The following is a 15,750-nucleotide window of genomic DNA, read 5'->3' as shown; positions in this document are numbered from 1 at the left end:
CTCGCCGAGCTGGGATTTGCCGCCGGGGAAGAAGTGGTAGGCCGAGCCGTACGGGGCGTCGGCCGCCGCGACGATCTGCTTCATACCGCTGGCGGCGTAGCCCTGGCGCCGGAACAGCTCGGTCGCGGCGGTGACGATGCGCGCTCTGGTGTCGCCCGTGGTTCTCACGCTCGATAGTCTCTCACTAGATCGGTCTATCTAGTCGGAGGTAGTCCCTTGCCCGAGATCGAACTCAGCGCAGGCGTCATCGACTTCACGGACACGGGCGGCGACGGCGAGGTCGTGGTGCTCGTCCACGGGCTCGGGTTCGACGAGTCGGTCTGGGACCACGTGGTACGGGAACTGCGGGCCGATTTCCGGGTGGTGGTGCCCGTACTGCCGATAGGCGGCCACCGCAGGCCGATGCGGCCGGACGCGGACCTCTCGGCGCACGGGGTCGCCGCGCTCCTGGCCGAGTTCCTGGAGCGCCTCGGCCTGCGCGACGTCACCCTGGTCCAGAACGACGCGGGCACGGCCCAGCTGCTGGTGGGCGTGCGCGACGAACGCGTCGGCCGCCTGGTGCTCACCTCGTGCGAGGCGCTGGAGAACTATCCGCCGGGCATCCAGGGCAGGACCCTGCACGCGGCCGCCCGGGTCCCGGGCGGCCTGTTCCTGCTGCTGCAGTCCTTCCGCGTCCCCTTCCTCGTACGAATGGGGAGCTCGCTGGGCGGGATGGCACGGCGGCCGATCCCGTACGCGCTGGTCCGGCGCTGGTACGGGCCCCTGCTCAGCCGGCGTGCGATCCGTCGGGATCTCGCCAAGTTCGTGCGCAGCACCCGGAAGGACACCTACCTCGAGGCCGCGAGGAGGCTCGCGGAATTCGACCGGCCCGCGCTGGTCGCCTGGGGAGCCGAGGACCGCATGATGCCGCCCGCCACGGGCCGCCGGCTGGCCGAACTGCTGCCGCAGGGGCGGTACGTGGAGATCCCCGGGGCGGGCACTCTCGTCCAGCTGGACAATCCCGGTGCCCTCTGCGCGGAGTTGCGCCGTTTCATCCGGGAGAGCGCCTGAGGCCCGGTCCACGGCCGGCGGCCGCCGTCCGCCGTCCGCCGTCCGCCGTCCGCCGGAGGGGACCCGGAGCCTCCCGCACGTCCCCCGCGCCGCGCCGGCCCGCGGGCGCCGTGCTCACCGCCTTCTCCGCGGACGAGGACGTCGCACGGGCCACGGGCTCCGGCGCGTCGGGGTTCCTGCTCAAGGACACCGCGCCCGACGAGCTCATCCACTCGGTGCGGTTGATCGCGGCCGGGGGGACCGTGCTGTCGGCGCCAAGGACCACGTCAGCGCGATCCTCGGCAAGCTCGGCGTGGAGAACCGGGTCCAGGCCGCCGTCCTCGCCCACCGGGCCGGTCTGACGCGGACCGATCCCCGCCCGGCCCTCGGGGCTTCCGAGGCCCGCAGGCGGACCTCCGCGCCCGGAGCGAAGGCGCCGTAGAAGTGGCGGGCGGCGGTGGTGTCGGCCACCTCGAGGGTGAAGGTTTCGGGGGAGGCCATGAACATCACGCCAGTTCCGGGGCCGGGGCGGAAGCTTCTCGGATCCTGACCGGTTCGGCCGGAGCCGCGGGCGATCGGACGGCGCGCGGATAGGCGCCGGGCGCCATGCCGACCAGCTCGGTGAAGCGGGTGCTGAAGATGCCCGGCGTCGGGCAGCCCACGGCGCGGCGGACCTCGTCGACGCCGAGGCCGCCACCGCGCAGCAGGGCCGTCGCGCGCTCGATGCGGCGCGCCGTCAGATAGGCGTACGGGGAGGCACCGTAGGCGAGCCGGAACCGGCGGCCGAGGTGCCCGGCCGCCATGTCCGCGGCGCGGGCGAGCTCCTCGACGTCCAGCGGGCGCGCGTACTCCCGGTCGATCCGGTCCCGGACGCGGCGCAGCCGCGCCAGGTCCTTCAGGTGCGCTGCCTCGATCAGTGCCTGTCGCCACGCGGGACGGCACATGGTGGACCCCCTTCGTCGATTCCGTCGATGCGGGCGCTCAGCGGAGCTCTTGGATGCGGATCAGGTTGCCCGCGGGGTCGCGGAAGGCGCAGTCGCGGACGCCGTACGGCTGCTCGGTCGGCTCCTGGACCACTTCGGCGTCGCCGGCCTGGATCTTCTCGAAGGTGCTGTCGAGGTTCTTGGTGGCGAGGAGGATCCAGCCGTAGGTGCCCTTCGCCATCATCTCGGCGATGGTGCGGCGCTCCGCCTCGGTGACACCGGGGTCCACGGCCGGCGGGGCGAGGAGGATGGACGTGCCGGGCTGGCCGGCGGGGCCGACCGTGATCCAGCGCATCTTGCCCTGGCCGACATCGCTGCGGACCTCGAAGCCGAGGACGTCGCGGTAGAAGGCGACGGCGGCGTCCGGGTCGTCCTGCGGGAGGGTGCTCATGTGAATGCTGATGTCCATGTCCGTCACCGTAACTGCGCCCGGAGCACGGCGGCTTCTCGAATCCTGACCGATCGGGACTCCTCCTTCCGGCCCTGCCCCTGGCCCTGCCCCGGCCCTGCTCCGGCCTTCCTGCGGGCCGCTGTCCCGGCCCGCGCCGGGGGGCGGCGGCGACCCGGTTCGCAGGGGCCGACCCGGTGTCCGTGATCACCACGGGCTGCGGCCGGGCGGGGGACCGGCGGGCGGGTCTCGGGGCCGCCGTCGGCGCAGCTCAGAGCGGTGCCTTCACCCGGGCGGCCCGAAGCGCGGACGATCTTCCCGGTGTGCGGCGCCCGACCCGTCGGCATAGGTCTGTGGGCACAGGCGTCGTAGACGCCCTGTGCCCCCGCACGGGCACCCGTCGCTCCAGCACCCCTGGTGAGGAGTCACATGTCACGTATCAAGCGCCGATCCGCCCGCCGAGCCGCCCGCCGGGCCGCGATCTCCGTACTCGCGGCCACCGCAGCCCTGGTCACCGCCGTACCGGCAGCCGCGCACGACGGATCGGCCCGCCCCGAGGAGAAAGCGGCCCTCGGCGCCGAACACGCCCAGGAGCATACGAAGGTCCGCGAGCAGCTCCTCAAGCTGGGCGGGTACTCCCAGCTCGCCCGGATCGACAGCCTGAACTCACTGACCCGGTCCCAGGCCGACGTGAACGCACGCTTCCACCCCAAGGCGTTCGGGCAGTTCGCCGAGTACTTCCAGTCCCCGGACTTCGCCGCCCACATCGCCATGCTCCCGACCGGCAAGGTGCTGCTCTTCTCCTTCGAGCGCATGGAGACCGACCCGACCGAGGAGCCCGCACCGACCAACACCCTCGGCAAGGCCAACGCCGGCCGCGCCTTCCTGTGGGACCCGCGCCGCGGAACCGGAGCGGCCGCCTTCACGAAGGTCACCCCGCCCGAGCTGGTCGTGCCGGACGGCACGGGTGAGAAGCGCCCGGCGCCCTTCTTCTGCGCCGGACACGCCTTCCTGCCCAACGGCATGGTCGGCGTGTTCGGCGGCAACCTCGGCTACGGCGGCGGCGCCGGCGCCAAGCTGTCGCTGGTCTTCGACCCGTGGACCGAGAGCTGGTCCGTGAACAAGGACATGGAGGTCGGCCGCTGGTACCCGTCGGTGGCCGCCGCCCCCGACGGCCGCCTGCTGATCATGTCCGGCCACACCGACCAGGGCTGGGGCACCTCCACCTCCGTCATCGAGCGCTTCCCCGCCAAGAGCCATCCCGTCCCCTTCGAGAAGACCCTGATCCCCAAGGACGTCCCGACGGACACCCTGCGCGTGGACGCGCCCTTCGGTGCCGACAGCGACTACCCGCACCTGTTCACCCTGCGCGACGGCAAGGTGTACGGCCTGGGCCGGCACGCCACCAAGCAGTGGGCCTTCGACCCGGTCGCGGAGACCCGTACGGACCTGCCCGCGCGCCCCGACGGCGTCCACCGCGGCTACGGCTCCGCCGTGCCGCTGCCCGCCGGACTGCGCGGCCCGGACTCCGTACTGGTCCTCGGCGGCGACCGGGACGACCCCAACACCTACCGGCTCACGAGCGGCGGCGACTGGGAGAAGCAGCAGCCCCGCGCCTTCGGCCGGACGCAGGACGACACGCTGCTGCTCCCGGACGCGAGCCTGCTGACCGTCAACGGCGCCTACGGCATCCGGGACTACGGCAACGGCGACTACAACCCCAAGTCCGACCTGAAGTACCGGCAGATCGAGACCCGCAACGCGCTGGGCGAGTGGAAGCTGGGACCGGCGCAGCGGCTGCCGCGCGGCTACCACTCCAACGCCGTCGTCCTCCCGGACGGCCGGGTCATGGTCACCGGTGACGAGCTGCAGCAGCTCGCCAACGACCCGAAGATCGACGACGACATGAACGGCAGCATCGAGATCTTCGAGCCGGCCTACCTCCACCAGGGCAGCCGCCCGGCCCTCGACCGCGTCCCCGACGGCCCGCTGCGGTACAACACCGCCTTCAACGTGGGGACCTCCACGCCCGACCAGGTCAAGAAGGCCGTCCTGCTGGCCCCGACCACGGCGACGCACTCGCTCAACACCAGCCAGCGCCACCTGGAACTGGGCATCGTGAAGCGCCAGGGGAACAGCCTGCGCCTGCAGGCACCGCCCTCGGCCAACGACGTCCCGCCCGGCTACTACATGCTCTTCCTGCTGGACGAGAACGGGGTGCCGAGCGCGGCCAAGTGGGTCTCCTTCCGGTAGCCCACCGGCCTTCCGCCCCACGCCACAGCCCCGGGCCGTCCGCCCGGGGCTGTGGTGTTGCCGCGCGCGGGCGGCCGGCGGCCGTCAGCGGTGGCGCAGGGCGTTCTGGGCGTCGACGTACCTCAGCATGAGGCGGGCGAAGTCGAGGCGGTCGCGCCGGCTCCAGTCGGCCGTCACGTACTCGAAGGCCGCGCGCTGGTGCCGCCGGAAGCGGTCCATCATGTCCCGGCCCTCGGGGCTGAGGTGAAGGATCGTGCGGCGGCCGTCCTGCTGGGAGGCCGCGCGGACGAGGTAGCCGGCGGAGATGCTGTCGGACACCATGCGGCTGGCCACCGAGGGGTCGACGGCCAGGTACTCGGCCACGGCGCCGACGGTGATCTCGCGGCCGTCCCCCTGTTCGGCCTCCAGGACGATGTTGAGGACCAGGGTGCGGCTGAGGTCCTTCGGCGAGATCGGGTTCTCAACCTCCAGGAGCGAGGAGCGCCGCAGTTTCCCCATCGCCGGGCCCACTGCGTCCAGCAGTTCCTCGTCGGTCGCCGGCTCGTGCTTCGTCATGCCCCTCATCGTACATATGTGAGCTCACACAGACATGTGTTGACGTGAAAACGTGTGCATGCGAGCATGCATATGCACCCACGAACGAATGGAGTTCTCGTGACCATCCTCATCACCGGCGCGCGCGGCAAGGTCGGCCGGGCCGTCATCGACCGCCTGCACTCCGCCGGCCTCCCCGTCCGGGCCGCCAGCGCCCGCCCCGCCGAACTGACCGTCCCGGCCGGCGTCGAGACCGCCGAGCTCGTCCTGGACCGGCCCGAGACCTTCGCCGCCGCACTCCGCGGCGTCCGCCAGGTCTTCCTCTATCCGCAGCCCGCCGGCATCCACGACCTGATCGAGGCGGCCGAGGCCGCCGGGGTCGAGCACGTCGTCCTGCTGTCCTCGTCCTCGGTGCTCGCCCCGGACGCCGAGAGCGACCCGCTCGCGAGCCACAGCCTGAAGGTCGAGCGCGCTCTCGCCGACTCCGGTCTGACCTGCACGTTCCTGCGCCCCGACGCCTTCGCCAGCAACTCGTTGGGGTGGGCCTGGCCCGTCGGCCGGTCGATGCCGGTCCAGCTCGCCTACCCGGACGCGCAGATCGCGCCCATCCACCCCGAGGACATCGCCGACATCGCCGCCCTGGCCCTGACCGGGGACTCCCTCACCGGCCGCGCGCTCACCCTGACCGGCTCCGAGTCTCTCTCCTTCCGCGAGCAGCTCGCCGTCCTCTCGCAGACCCTCGGCCGCGCCATCCCGGTCGAGCACATCACCCGCGCCGAGGCGGAAGAGCAGATGGGCCGGCACATGCCCGCCCCGATGGTGTCCTCGCTGCTCGACCTGTGGGAGGCCGCCGACCACGGTCCCGCCGCCCTCGGCGAGACCACCGAGACCCTGCTCGGCGTACCCGCCCGCACCTACCGGCAGTGGGCCCGCGAGAACGCGGACGCCTTCACCGCCCGCTGACCCGCCCGCCCGCTCGCCGACCGACCTTCCGAAGGAGCAGGACATGAAGCCCATCGGCTACTGGCTCAACCGCACGGACCAGGCCCTCACCGCGTCGATGGACGCCGCGCTGGCCGAGTTCGGCCTCACCCGGCTCGGCTGGCAGATCCTCAACGTCGTCAAGGACGACCCTCGGGCCACCGACACCGCCGTCCTGACCGCCCTGGCCGCGGGCGCCGACTCCGCGGCACCGACCGCGGCGGTCGCATCGGTGCTCGCCGGCGGCTGGGTGACCCGCCCGCGGCCGGACCACCTCGCCCTGACCGATGACGGCCGCGCCCGCCTCGCCGAGGTCGCCCGCCGCGTGGCCGACTTCCGCGAGCTGTCGGCGAAGGGGATCACCCGCGAGGAGTACGTCACCGCCGTCACCGTCCTGGAGCGCATGACCCGCAACCTCACCGAGCCGCGAGAGGGGTCCGCGGGGTCCGCGGCTCGGCCGTGACCGGCCGCGGGGAGCTCTTCGGGCCCCGCAGGACGGCGGCCGCGACGGCCAGGGCGACCAGGATCAGCCCGGCGCCGACCGCGAAGGCCAGGTGGTAGCCACCGGTCAGCGCCTCGGGGACGGGAGCGCCCGCCGCGGTGAGGGACTCGGTGCGGGAGGCGGCCACGGTGGAGAGGACCGCGATGCCCAGCGCCATGCCGATCTGCTGGGTGGTGTTGAAGAGCCCGGAGGCCAGGCCCGCGTCGGCCTCCTGCGCACCGGACATGCCCAGCGAGGTGAGCGCGGGGAGGGCGAGGCCGAAGCCGGCGGCCAGGAGCATCACGGGGAGCAGGTCGGTGAGGTAGTCCGCCCGCTCGGCCTGACCGGGTACGCGCGTCAGCAGGCCGAGTACGCCGACCAGCAGGACCAGACCGGCCAGCAGGACCTTGCGCTCGCCGAAGCGGGAGTTCAGGCGGGCCGAGACGGTGAGCGAGACCAGCCCGATCACGGCGGCGGCCGGCAGCATCGCGAGACCGGTCTCCGACGCCGAGTATCCGAGCACGTTCTGCATGTAGAGCGCGACGAGGATCTGGAAGGAGAACAGTGCGGCGACCATCAGCATCTGCACCAGGTTGGCGCCGAGGACGCTGCGCGAGCGGAAGACGCGCAGCGGCATGAGCGGGGTGCGCGCCGTGGCCTGGCGGACGAGGAAGCCGGCGAGCAGGGCGAGCGCGAGGGCGCCGAATCCGATGGTGCGGGCCGAAGTCGCCCCGTACGTCTCGATCTTGACGACCGTGTAGATCCCGAGCATCAGACCGGAGGTGACGAGCAGCGCGCCGAGGGCGTCCGCGCCCGCCCGCAGGCCCAGGCCGCGGTCGCCGGGCAGGGCCCGGAGGGCGACGAGGAGCACCGCGATGCCGATGGGCAGGTTGATGAAGAAGATCCAGTTCCAGGTCAGCGCGTCGGTGAGGACACCGCCGAGGACCTGCCCGATCGAGGCACCGGCCGCGCCGGTGAAGCTGAACACCCCGATGGCGACGGCCCGTTCGCGCGGCTGCGTGAAGAGCGTGACGAGGATGCCGAGGCTGACGGCGGAGGCCGCCGCGCTGCCGGCGCCCTGGAGGAACCGGGCGGCGATCAGGACCTCGGGCGAGGTGGCGAGCCCGGCCGGCAGCGAGGCCGCGGTGAACACCGCGGTGCCCGCCAGGAACATCCGCTTGCGGCCGATCAGGTCACCGAGGCGGCCGACGAGCAGGAGCAGCGAACCGAAGGCGATGAGGTAGGCGTTGACGACCCAGCTCAGCCCGACCGGGGTGAAGCCGAAATCGCCCTGGATGGCCGGCATCGCGACCGTGACGATGCTGCCGTCGAGGACGGTCATCAGCATTCCGGCGGCCAGGACGCCCAGGGCGGGCCGGCGGGAACGCGAGGGGGAGGCGGAAGGGGCGGGGGAGGTGGCGGTGGCGGTGGCGGGCACGGCGGTCTCTCCTGTTCGTTGGAGGCAACAGGAAGGACCGTAACAGATAGTTTTGTTGCAGACTATCTTTTACGGATCCACCGTTTCGGCGACCGCTCCCGGCTATCCCTTCTGACGCGCCCGCCGGGCCGGCCGCGGGCCCTCGACAGGAGTCTCCAGATGCCCCGTGACCAGCCGGTTCAACGCCCGGAGCAGCGCCTCGCGCTCACCCTCGGGCAGGGCGCCGAGCGCGCCCTCGTGGACCTGGTCGACGATCTTCTGGCTCTCCTTCGCGACCTTCGCCCCCTCCTCGGTCACCGCGATGACCCGGGCCCGCCGGTCGGTGCCGGAGGGCCTGCGCTCGGCGAGACCGGCCTTCTCCAGCGCGTCGACGGTCACCACCATCGTGGTCTTGTCCATGTCGCCGATCTCGGCGAGCTGCGCCTGGGTGCGTTCCCCCTCCAGGGCGTGGACGAGCACGCAGTGCATCCGCGGGGTGAGTCCGATCTCGCCGAGCCGCGCGCTCATCTGCGTACGCAGCACGTGACTGGTGTGGTCCAGGAGGAAGGACAGGTCCGGTTCGGTGCGCGTGGGTGCCATGGCTGTCATGTCGGCCAGGGTAACGAGAATCGATCCGTCGCGGATTATCGGCAACCTGACCACCGCTGCCGCTCAGGCCAGGATCTTGGCCTTGGCCCGGTCGAACTCCTCCTGGGTGATGTCGCCCTTGTCCTTGAGCGCGGAGAGTTTGTGCAGCTCGTCCGCCGAGCCCGACCCGGCCCCGGCCGTCTGCTGCACGTACGCGCGGAAGGCCGCCTGCTGCTCCTCGGCCTGCTTGCGGTCCCGTTCGTGCATGCTCCGCCCACGGGCGATCAGGTACACGAAGATGCCGATGAACGGCAGCACCAGCACGAGGATGAGCCAGCCCGCCTTCCCCCAGCCGCCAAGGGTGTGGTCACGGAAGATGTCCGTGATGACCTTGAAGAGGAGGAAGAACCACATGACCCACACGAAGAACCACAGCATCGTCCAGAAGAAGTTGAGAAGCGGGTAGTCGTCCATACTCGACTCCGATCATGCACGTGGTCCTTCATTCATACAGGCGACCCCGGCGGTCCGCATGCGGAGGCCGGCTCCGGTCGCGCGCCGGGTTCCGGGCCGTTCTCCTGAAGGCATGGAACGCAACGCAGCCGGACAGCGCCGACGCGTCCTGCTGGGCCACCTCCTGCGCTCGGTGTTCTCCATCGCCCTCCTGACGGGGCTGTATTACGTGGCGCCCCTGGAGGGCGGGTTCGGCCTCAGCACCATCCTGTCGCTCGCACTCGGCCTGGTGGTCTTCGGGCTGCTGACGGCCTGGCAGATCAGTGCCGTCTCCCATGCACAGTTCCCCCGGATGCGCGCCCTGGAGGCGATGGCCACCGGCGTACCGCTGTTCCTGTTGCTGTTCTCCGCGACGTACTACCTGCTCGCGGCGCAGGACCCCGCTTCGTTCTCGGAACCGCTGACCCGCACGGACGCCCTCTACTTCACGATCACCACGTTCGCCACCGTGGGATACGGCGACATCGTCGCCACCGACCAGGGCAGCCGGGTACTGGTCACCTCCCAGATGGTCGCCGACCTGATCCTCATCGGAGTGATCGCCAAAGCACTGGTCGGCGCGGTCAAAATCGGCATGCACAGGCGCAGTTCGCAGACCTCCGCCCCGGACGACGACGAGCCCTGAGCGGCGAAGTGCGCCCCCGAGGTGGACCATCGAGGAAGCGGAAAGGAAGTGAGCCATGCCGCAGTCGCGCCCCCGATCGCAGCCGCCCCCCGGCGGAACGCAGCCGCAGGAGGCCGACGTCCTGAGGCAGACCCTCCGCAGCCCCGGATACCTCAAGCTGCTCTTCTTCTGCGCCCTCATCAGCATCCCCGTCTCCCTCGCGTCGTTCTGGTTCCTCGCGGCGCTGCACAAGATGGAACACGTGATGTGGACGGACCTCCCCGAGGCCCTGGGCTGGGACACCCCGCCCTGGTGGTGGCCGCTGCCCCTGCTGCTCGTCGCCGGTGTCGTGGTCGGCCTGGTCGTCCCGCACATGCGCGGCAACGGCGGTCACCTCCCCGCGGCCGGCCTGCACACCGGCGGGGCCTCGGCCGGCGCCCTGCCCGGCGTCATCATCGCGGCGGTCGCGAGTCTGCCGCTCGGCGCGGTCCTGGGTCCGGAGGCCCCGCTGATCGCCCTCGGCGGCGGGCTGGCCCTGCTCTTCCGCAACCTCGCACAGGCCCCGGTGACCCCGCAGGGCACCGCGCTCGTGGGCGCGGCGGGAGCCGCTGCGGCCATCGCCACCATCTTCGGGAATCCGCTGATCGCCGCGGTGCTGCTGATCGAGGTGGCGGGCGTGGGCGGGCCGCAGCTGTTCGCGGTGATGCTGCCGTCCCTGCTGTCCGCCGGGGTCGGCGACCTGGTCTTCACGGGCCTCGGACGCTGGACCGGACTGCCGATCGGGAGCTTGAAACTCGAACTGGGCGTACCCGTGCCCCACCTGGACGTGCCGGACGTGTTCTGGGCGGTGCTCATCGCGGCGGCCCTGGCCCTCGCCCTGCACCCGGTGCTGACCGGCGCCCGGGGGATCGCCGCGTACGTCCTCCAACGGCCCCTCCTGCGGACCGTCCAGTGCGCGCTGGGCGCCGCGGCCTGCGCCAGCCTCTACGCGCTCATCACCGGCCTCACGCCCGCCGACGTCACCGGGTCGGGCCAGCAACTGATCGGCAGGCTGGCCGCCGACCCGCACGCCTGGGGCGTGGGTGCGCTGATCGGCATCCTCCTCTTCAAGGGCCTCGGCTACGCCATCTGCCTCGGCAGCCTGCGCGGCGGCCCGGTCTTCCCGGCCCTGTGCCTCGGCGCCGTGGCGGGCGTCCTGCTCGGTCCGCTGCCCGGTCTCGGCATCGTGCCCGCGATGGGCGCGGGCATGGCGGCGACCGCCGCCAGCGCACTGCGGCTGCCGGTGAGCAGCGTGGTGATGGTGGTCCTGATGCTCGGCGGCACCGCGATGATCCCGGTCGTGATCATCGCGTCCGTGGTCGCCTTCGTGGTCACCGAGCTGCTGCCCGTGGGGCCCCCGATCCCCGAGCTGCCCGCCGTACCCGCGAAGCCCGCCGCGCCCGCAGCGCCCGCGGCCTAGCCCGGCCGCGGACAGGGAGGACCCCGCCCGGGAAACCGGGCGGGGTCCTCTGCGCGGGGTCGGCCGGGCGGTCAGCAGCGGAGGCCGGTGGAGGCGGCCGTGGCGGCCTGGTCCAGGCTCTCGATCTGCGGCTGCAACTGGGTGCGCGCGTCCTTGCCGGTCGTGTCGCCGGGCAGGTCCTGGTAGCTCTTCTTGAGGTTCTCGGCGGCCGACTGGACCGCGGCGCGCTCCGCGTCCTTCAGCTGGGCCGCGTTCTCCTTGACGTTCGCCCAGTCCTTCTGGACGGCCTCGTAGGCGTCCTTGACCTGGTCCTTGGTCGCGTTGGCGGGGTCCAGGGCCTTCAGCTTGGCGTTGTCGGCCTTGAGGGCATTCAGGTCGGTGCAGAGGTCCGCCGCGGCCTGGCTGGCCTCCTCCGCGGGCGAGCTGCTGTCGTCAGAGCACGCGGAGAGACCGAGAATCGCGCCGACGCAGAGCACACCGATCACCGGGAAACGCTTCATGGGGGCCTTCCTCAATCTGACAAACCGGGTGTACCGGACTTTCCGGTACACCCGGCAAAAATATGCAGATGAGGGATGACTCCGCATCCGCACCGCTCCGCGCGGCCCTGGGCCGACCCGGGGCCGACCCGGGGCCGACCTAGGGCCGGATGTTCTGGTTCAGGTGGAACAGGTTCCCCGGGTCGTAGGCGCGCTTGACCGCGACCAGCCGGTCGTAGTTGCCCTTGTAGTTGGTCCGGATCCGGTCCTGGTCGTCGTCGGCCATGAAGTTGATGTAGCCGCCCTCCTCCGAGTGCGGGGCGGTCGCCTCGTAGTAGTCGCGCACCCAGGCGGTCGCGGACTCGTTGGCGGCGGGGTCGGGCCACATGCCGGCGATCACCGTGGCGAACGAGGCGTCCCGGTAGGCGAAGGCCGTCGCGTCCGGCGCGACCCGGTGGCAGGCGCCGTTGATCGGGTAGATGTGGACCGTCGAGTTCACGGCCGGCAGGCCCGGTGCGTGCCGCAGGTGCGCGTCGATCACGTCGTCGGTGAGCTCGGTGACGAAATTGGCCTTCCAGTAGTGCTGGAGGCCGGGCGGTACGAGCGCGTCGAAGGCACTGTTGAGCGCCGGGTAGGGCATCGGGCCCACCTGCTCGGCGACCACCGGCGCGAAGTCCCGGAAGGCCCCGACGGCGCGCTCCCCCTCGTCGAGCGGCCCGGACCAGCACGCCACGATCAGCGCGAAGGTGTCACCGTGCCGGTCCTCCGGAATGAACGGGAGCGGCGGGGCGATCTGGAAGGCCGGGAAGCCGCCGAGTTCCTCCGGGGCGTCGGCGATGTGGTCGGCGAAGGAGCGCAGCACGGTGGGAGCGTCCGCCAGCTCGAAGAGCATCGGTCCGCCGTAGATGTCCTTGACGGGGCTCAGCCGGAACTCGAACGAGGTCACCGCGCCGAAGTTGCCGCCACCGCCGCGCAGCGCCCAGAAGAGGTCGGCGTTCTCCTCCTCGCTCGCCACCACGAGCCGGCCGTCCGCGGTCACCACATCGGCCGAGATCAGGTTGTCGCAGCTCAGGCCCAGTCCGCGGGCCAGGTAGCCGATGCCGCCGCCGAGGGTGAGGCCGCCGATGCCGGTGGTGGAGATGATCCCGCCGGTCGTGGCCAGCCCGAAGGCGTACGTGGCCGCGTTGAAGTCGCCCCAGGTCGCCCCGCCCTCCGCGCGGGCCGTGCGCCCCGCGGCATCGACGCGGACGCCCCGCATCCCGGACAGGTCGGCCACCACGCCGCCGTCGCAGGTACCGAAGCCGGGCACGCTGTGCCCGCCGCCGCGCACCGCGAGGTCGAGCCCGTTCTCGCGGGCGAAGTCGACCGTGGCCATGACGTCCCCGGCGTTGGCGCAGTGCACGACGGCCGCCGGCCTCCGGTCGATCATGGCGTTGTGGACCTTGCGCGCCTCGTCGTAGGACTCGTCGTCCGGGGTGACCACCGCCCCGCGTACCCGTTCTCGCAACTGGTCGATCGAGAGCTTGCCCATGGCCATCGCTCCTCGTGCGTCACGTCGTTCCACGCTGCGCCGTGCTACGGCTGCAGGTGGCTGAAGCCCACCTCGAAGCGTTCGACCGAGACGATCCGCTGGCCCTCACGCTGCGCGGTCTGCTCGCGGATCCGGGCGGCCTGCTCCTCGCTGTCCAACATGGTCCGTTCGTCGTCCCACAAGGTCAGCGTCTTGGCCATGCCCGTGGCCCGGTCGACGAGGTAGTAGACGCCCCGGAACCCGGGAACGTCCTGGACCTGCCTGACAATCGCCTCCGAATGCGCAGCCACGTCTCCCTCCGCGGGGACCGGTGATCCCTGGTAGGTGCTCAGCCTCGCGAACATCTGCGGCAGTCCTTCCTCGCAGGGCCACCGGTCGGGGAACAGGCGGCTCCACGACCAGGGTGCTCCGGCACGCCGGAGCCCGCATGCCGGAGCGGCGCGACAATGGTGAGGACGGACGCGTGTGCCGTTGCGCGGCCGTCGCCGTAGCCGTTGCCGTCGCCGCAGCCGTCGCGATGGCCTAGAGGCGGGACGCCGAGGTGCCGTACATAGCTGTAACCGCCCTGAGTCATGTCGGGCTGGTGCGCGAGCACAACGAGGACAGCCTCGTCATCGGCCCGTGGACCCTGTGCGGGACCGTGACCCAGAATCCGCAGACCCTGGTCTTCCCCTTCGGCAGGCCGCTCGTCGTCGCGGTCGCGGACGGCCTCGGCGGCCAGCCGGCCGGCGAGGTCGCCAGCGAGCTGGTCGTGCGCCAGCTCTCCTCGCTCGGGCCCACGCTGGACGGCCCGGAAGCCGTCGGTGACGCGCTGAGCATCTGCAACCGCGCCGTGTACTCGGCGACCGAGGGCCGGCCGGAGCTGGCCACCATGGGGACCACGGTCGCGGGCGCCCTCGTCCTGGCGGACTCGCTGCTGATGTTCAACGTCGGCGACAGCAAGGTGTTCCACGCGGCGCAGGACGGGCTGCGCCAGGTCAGCGTGGACGACAGCCCGCCGCCGGCCCCCGGGCACCGCACCACCTCGGCGGTCACCCAGGTCCTCGGCGGCACCCGCGGGTACAACGAGATCACCCCGCACATCGAGGCCTTCTCGGTGGCCGAGGGGGATCGCTACCTGGTGTGCAGCGACGGGCTGACCGACCCGGTGCCGAACGAGGAGATCGAGGGGCTGCTGCGGGTGCACGACGACGGCCGGGCCGCGTTCGAGCTGTGGCGGGCCGCCATCGACGCCGGCGGCCCCGACAACATCACGCTCGCGCTGCTGCGCATCGGCGCGTAGGCGGTACCGGCGGGGCGTCCCGCGGCACCCCGCGGCACCTCGGGGCGGATCAGGGGGTCGCCACGCTCTTGGTGTAGGCCTCGCCCAGGTCCCGTACGTCCACGGAGGCGTGGACCTCCAGGCCGGCGGCCTTCGCCGTGTGGCGCTCCACCAGCTCCAGCACCGCACGGGTCAGGCGCGACTTGGTCTGCGGCGTACGGCCCCGGGCGATGGCCAGTTCGACGTGCACGACCACCGCCCGGGCGTCGGTGCCTTCCCCGACGACGGACTCCTCCAGCCGGTGGAAGCGCGTCTTGCAGTTGCCGATCGCGGTGTCGAGGATCTCGACCACCAGCGCGTGCAGTTCGAGCGCGAACGCCCGGCGGTCGAAGGCACCGGTCAGCGAGTCCGAGTAGTCGACGACTGCGTGGGGCACGGGGCACTCCCTGCTCTACGGATGCGGGGCGGCGGGCCCCGGTCCCGCGCGGGCCGGCGGGTACCTGAGCGACGTTAACCGAGCCCGCCCCGCCAGGGGTCGTGTCCCGGACATCGCCCTCCGGGCGCCGTCGCGGCGCCGGGGCGGGAACGCTTCCATGAAAAACATTCCGGCGTTCATATGATTTTCCGTTTCGAATTTCCGCTTCGCGCGCGCGGATTCGAGAGTGGGGCACGTCGGAATTTCCATGGCCGCCGACACCTGCTGTGCTACCGTGACGTTCGTTGCAGTTGTGGTTCCCAAAAACTTACAAGTGCTCTCACCGGATTTTCGGTGGGCGCACTTTTTATTTCCGGTGCATGAAGTGAAACCTACTCGTTCCGGTCGGGGCAATCATCACGGCGACACCGGGCCCGCACAGTGCGGATCCGGGCACTGCCCCAAAGGAGAATTCATATGGCATCTGGCACCGTGAAGTGGTTCAACGCGGAAAAGGGCTTCGGCTTCATCGAGCAGGAGGGCGGCGGCGCCGACGTCTTCGCCCACTACTCGAACATCGCCTCTTCCGGCTTCCGTGAGCTTCAGGAAGGCCAGAAGGTTACCTTCGACGTCACGCAGGGCCAGAAGGGCCCGCAGGCCGAGAACATCGTTCCCGCCTGACGCACGACGCCTGACGTCCGAGGTCCACGCCGGCGCCCGCGTCGGCGCGCAGACGCGGCCGAGGTCCGCACCCTGGGGTGCGGGCCTCGGCCGTCCTTTTCTCCCCGAGCGCGCCGACCAGGCCACTCCCCGGAAGCACGGCCGGTACGCGAG

18 protein-coding genes are annotated in these 15,750 nt (G+C 71.6%); 8 read left to right on the top strand and 10 right to left on the bottom strand.

The features are described 5' to 3' along the window. Positions 1-216 precede the first annotated feature (216 nt). Positions 217-1,050, top strand: coding sequence for an alpha/beta fold hydrolase (locus JYK04_RS22770; RefSeq protein ID WP_189738417.1), 834 nt, complete (start codon positions 217-219; stop codon positions 1,048-1,050). A gap of 485 nt (positions 1,051-1,535) precedes the next feature. On the opposite strand, the gene JYK04_RS22765 is transcribed toward JYK04_RS22770, so the two are convergent. Both JYK04_RS22765 and JYK04_RS22760 read right to left on the bottom strand, forming a co-directional pair. Next, positions 1,536-1,973: a helix-turn-helix transcriptional regulator gene (locus tag JYK04_RS22765; RefSeq protein ID WP_189738414.1), complete on the bottom strand. Its 438-nt coding sequence runs from the start codon at positions 1,971-1,973 to the stop codon at positions 1,536-1,538. A 37-nt stretch (positions 1,974-2,010) separates the two neighbouring features. Next, positions 2,011-2,421, bottom strand: coding sequence for a VOC family protein (locus JYK04_RS22760; RefSeq protein WP_189738411.1), 411 nt, complete (start codon positions 2,419-2,421; stop codon positions 2,011-2,013). A gap of 408 nt (positions 2,422-2,829) precedes the next feature. On the opposite strand from JYK04_RS22760, the gene JYK04_RS22755 reads away from it, so the two are divergent. Next, positions 2,830-4,653, top strand: a complete 1,824-nt coding sequence (locus JYK04_RS22755) for a galactose oxidase early set domain-containing protein (protein WP_189738408.1) — start codon at positions 2,830-2,832, stop codon at positions 4,651-4,653. A gap of 84 nt (positions 4,654-4,737) precedes the next feature. Here JYK04_RS22755 and JYK04_RS22750 read toward each other — a convergent pair whose 3' ends face one another. After that, entirely contained in the window at positions 4,738-5,208 is a 471-nt protein-coding gene (locus tag JYK04_RS22750; RefSeq protein ID WP_189738405.1) for a MarR family winged helix-turn-helix transcriptional regulator, read from the bottom strand. A gap of 99 nt (positions 5,209-5,307) precedes the next feature. Here JYK04_RS22750 and JYK04_RS22745 point away from each other — a divergent pair, with 99 nt between their 5' ends. Both JYK04_RS22745 and JYK04_RS22740 read left to right on the top strand, forming a co-directional pair. Further along, positions 5,308-6,150 carry an NAD(P)H-binding protein gene (locus JYK04_RS22745; RefSeq protein ID WP_189738402.1) on the top strand — a complete coding sequence of 281 codons (843 nt, stop codon included), beginning with the start codon at positions 5,308-5,310 and terminating at the stop codon, positions 6,148-6,150. Positions 6,151-6,193: 43 nt separating this feature from the next. Beyond that, a complete protein-coding gene (locus JYK04_RS22740; RefSeq protein ID WP_189738399.1) occupies positions 6,194-6,631 on the top strand; it encodes a MarR family winged helix-turn-helix transcriptional regulator in 438 nt (145 codons plus the stop codon). Here the strand turns inward: JYK04_RS22740 and JYK04_RS22735 are convergent. The 3 genes from JYK04_RS22735 to JYK04_RS22725 form a co-directional block, all read right to left on the bottom strand. Further along, positions 6,585-7,997 (bottom strand): MFS transporter, encoded by a 1,413-nt coding sequence (locus tag JYK04_RS22735; RefSeq protein ID WP_229875420.1) that lies wholly within the window; start codon positions 7,995-7,997, stop codon positions 6,585-6,587. The genes JYK04_RS22740 and JYK04_RS22735 overlap by 47 nt on opposite strands. A 192-nt stretch (positions 7,998-8,189) precedes the next feature. Next, the gene (locus JYK04_RS22730; RefSeq protein WP_189738396.1) at positions 8,190-8,675 is read right to left on the bottom strand and encodes a MarR family winged helix-turn-helix transcriptional regulator; all 486 of its coding nucleotides are present in this window, start codon (positions 8,673-8,675) and stop codon (positions 8,190-8,192) included. Between the two features lie 63 nt (positions 8,676-8,738). Beyond that, the gene (locus JYK04_RS22725) at positions 8,739-9,128 is read right to left on the bottom strand and encodes an SHOCT domain-containing protein (RefSeq protein ID WP_189738393.1); all 390 of its coding nucleotides are present in this window, start codon (positions 9,126-9,128) and stop codon (positions 8,739-8,741) included. A 112-nt stretch (positions 9,129-9,240) separates the two neighbouring features. Here JYK04_RS22725 and JYK04_RS22720 point away from each other — a divergent pair, with 112 nt between their 5' ends. Both JYK04_RS22720 and JYK04_RS22715 read left to right on the top strand, forming a co-directional pair. Then, a complete protein-coding gene (locus tag JYK04_RS22720; RefSeq protein WP_189738390.1) occupies positions 9,241-9,792 on the top strand; it encodes a potassium channel family protein in 552 nt (183 codons plus the stop codon). 55 nt (positions 9,793-9,847) lie between these two features. Further along, positions 9,848-11,230 carry a chloride channel protein gene (locus JYK04_RS22715; protein WP_189738387.1) on the top strand — a complete coding sequence of 461 codons (1,383 nt, stop codon included), beginning with the start codon at positions 9,848-9,850 and terminating at the stop codon, positions 11,228-11,230. Between the two features lie 71 nt (positions 11,231-11,301). On the opposite strand, the gene JYK04_RS22710 is transcribed toward JYK04_RS22715, so the two are convergent. From JYK04_RS22710 to JYK04_RS22700, 3 genes are all read right to left on the bottom strand, one after another. Further along, a complete protein-coding gene (locus tag JYK04_RS22710) occupies positions 11,302-11,730 on the bottom strand; it encodes a hypothetical protein (RefSeq protein ID WP_189738384.1) in 429 nt (142 codons plus the stop codon). A 139-nt stretch (positions 11,731-11,869) separates the two neighbouring features. Next, a complete protein-coding gene (locus tag JYK04_RS22705) occupies positions 11,870-13,240 on the bottom strand; it encodes an FAD-binding oxidoreductase (RefSeq protein ID WP_189738380.1) in 1,371 nt (456 codons plus the stop codon). Between the two features lie 44 nt (positions 13,241-13,284). Continuing rightward, positions 13,285-13,530 carry a hypothetical protein gene (locus JYK04_RS22700; protein ID WP_229875396.1) on the bottom strand — a complete coding sequence of 82 codons (246 nt, stop codon included), beginning with the start codon at positions 13,528-13,530 and terminating at the stop codon, positions 13,285-13,287. Positions 13,531-13,781: 251 nt separating this feature from the next. On the opposite strand from JYK04_RS22700, the gene JYK04_RS22695 reads away from it, so the two are divergent. Then, positions 13,782-14,522, top strand: a complete 741-nt coding sequence (locus JYK04_RS22695) for a PP2C family protein-serine/threonine phosphatase (protein WP_189738374.1) — start codon at positions 13,782-13,784, stop codon at positions 14,520-14,522. Between the two features lie 49 nt (positions 14,523-14,571). Here JYK04_RS22695 and JYK04_RS22690 read toward each other — a convergent pair whose 3' ends face one another. Further along, positions 14,572-14,937 carry a 5-carboxymethyl-2-hydroxymuconate Delta-isomerase gene (locus tag JYK04_RS22690; protein WP_189738371.1) on the bottom strand — a complete coding sequence of 122 codons (366 nt, stop codon included), beginning with the start codon at positions 14,935-14,937 and terminating at the stop codon, positions 14,572-14,574. Positions 14,938-15,393: 456 nt separating this feature from the next. Here JYK04_RS22690 and JYK04_RS22685 point away from each other — a divergent pair, with 456 nt between their 5' ends. Continuing rightward, positions 15,394-15,597 carry a cold-shock protein gene (locus JYK04_RS22685; RefSeq protein ID WP_030011983.1) on the top strand — a complete coding sequence of 68 codons (204 nt, stop codon included), beginning with the start codon at positions 15,394-15,396 and terminating at the stop codon, positions 15,595-15,597. Positions 15,598-15,750 lie beyond the last annotated feature (153 nt).

The sequence above is a fragment of the Streptomyces nojiriensis genome (genome assembly GCF_017639205.1).
Classification (GTDB): domain Bacteria; phylum Actinomycetota; class Actinomycetes; order Streptomycetales; family Streptomycetaceae; genus Streptomyces; species Streptomyces nojiriensis.
The sequence above is the reverse complement of the archived record's forward strand: the minus strand, read 5'-3'. Positions and strand labels throughout refer to the sequence as shown.

What these genes read in the sequence shown, in the direction of transcription:
- JYK04_RS22765 (WP_189738414.1), bottom strand. Translation starts at nt 1,973, where the DNA reads ATGTGCCGTCCCGCGTGGCGACAGGCACTGATCGAGGCAGCGCACCTG.
- JYK04_RS22760 (WP_189738411.1), bottom strand. Translation starts at nt 2,421, where the DNA reads ATGGACATCAGCATTCACATGAGCACCCTCCCGCAGGACGACCCGGAC.
- JYK04_RS22755 (WP_189738408.1), top strand. Translation starts at nt 2,830, where the DNA reads ATGTCACGTATCAAGCGCCGATCCGCCCGCCGAGCCGCCCGCCGGGCC.
- JYK04_RS22750 (WP_189738405.1), bottom strand. Translation starts at nt 5,208, where the DNA reads ATGACGAAGCACGAGCCGGCGACCGACGAGGAACTGCTGGACGCAGTG.
- JYK04_RS22740 (WP_189738399.1), top strand. Translation starts at nt 6,194, where the DNA reads ATGAAGCCCATCGGCTACTGGCTCAACCGCACGGACCAGGCCCTCACC.
- JYK04_RS22735 (WP_229875420.1), bottom strand. Translation starts at nt 7,997, where the DNA reads ATGCTGATGACCGTCCTCGACGGCAGCATCGTCACGGTCGCGATGCCG.
- JYK04_RS22730 (WP_189738396.1), bottom strand. Translation starts at nt 8,675, where the DNA reads ATGACAGCCATGGCACCCACGCGCACCGAACCGGACCTGTCCTTCCTC.
- JYK04_RS22725 (WP_189738393.1), bottom strand. Translation starts at nt 9,128, where the DNA reads ATGGACGACTACCCGCTTCTCAACTTCTTCTGGACGATGCTGTGGTTC.
- JYK04_RS22720 (WP_189738390.1), top strand. Translation starts at nt 9,241, where the DNA reads ATGGAACGCAACGCAGCCGGACAGCGCCGACGCGTCCTGCTGGGCCAC.
- JYK04_RS22715 (WP_189738387.1), top strand. Translation starts at nt 9,848, where the DNA reads ATGCCGCAGTCGCGCCCCCGATCGCAGCCGCCCCCCGGCGGAACGCAG.
- JYK04_RS22710 (WP_189738384.1), bottom strand. Translation starts at nt 11,730, where the DNA reads ATGAAGCGTTTCCCGGTGATCGGTGTGCTCTGCGTCGGCGCGATTCTC.
- JYK04_RS22705 (WP_189738380.1), bottom strand. Translation starts at nt 13,240, where the DNA reads ATGGGCAAGCTCTCGATCGACCAGTTGCGAGAACGGGTACGCGGGGCG.
- JYK04_RS22685 (WP_030011983.1), top strand. Translation starts at nt 15,394, where the DNA reads ATGGCATCTGGCACCGTGAAGTGGTTCAACGCGGAAAAGGGCTTCGGC.